The sequence below is a fragment of the Bacteroides sp. 224 genome (assembly GCF_010500995.1).
GTDB lineage: Bacteria > Bacteroidota > Bacteroidia > Bacteroidales > Bacteroidaceae > Bacteroides.
Genome location: NZ_QVMK01000070.1, coordinates 5,089 through 5,547, shown reverse-complemented (window position 1 = coordinate 5,547; position 459 = coordinate 5,089). Strand labels below are relative to the sequence as shown.

Annotated in this window: 1 protein-coding gene; it reads right to left on the bottom strand. The window is 37.5% G+C overall.

Annotated elements, in window-relative coordinates; genetic code table 11:
* Positions 1 to 173: 173 nt before the first annotated feature.
* Positions 174 to 459 (bottom strand): IS66 family insertion sequence element accessory protein TnpB (locus D0T60_RS18280; protein WP_163219887.1); only part of this gene is annotated, 286 nt, incomplete at its 5' end.

Here is a 459-nt window from a genome sequence, read left to right as displayed (position 1 = left end):
CGACCAAGAGTATCCACCTTGTACAGCAGAGCTTCTTTTTCCTTTAAAAGGTGATTATATTCTTCCAAAGTGAGGGTAACAGTAAGTTCTTTCATGAAGAAAAAGGGTTATTTGTTTATACCGTAAAGGTACAAATAAATAACCAAATAGACGAATAAATACAACTAATAATCCTATCTTTTAGGCATCTTTTTGTTTGCTTTATTTCTCTTATGAATCGCCAATAGCTTATTCAAGCGAGTCCAGGATATGGATAAGCAAGAACAGCGGAGTTCTGATCTTTCAAGTTGATACAACCCTGAACTTAAAGCGCGGTGTTCAATAATATATTCATTTTCGCGTTGATAGAGAATTTTAAGCTGACGACGAGAACGGTCAACAAAGATATGACAGCTCTCGGGTTCCGGGTAAGAACCACTCTTGGCTATAATCTCTCCACAAAGACCAGGAATGTCACGA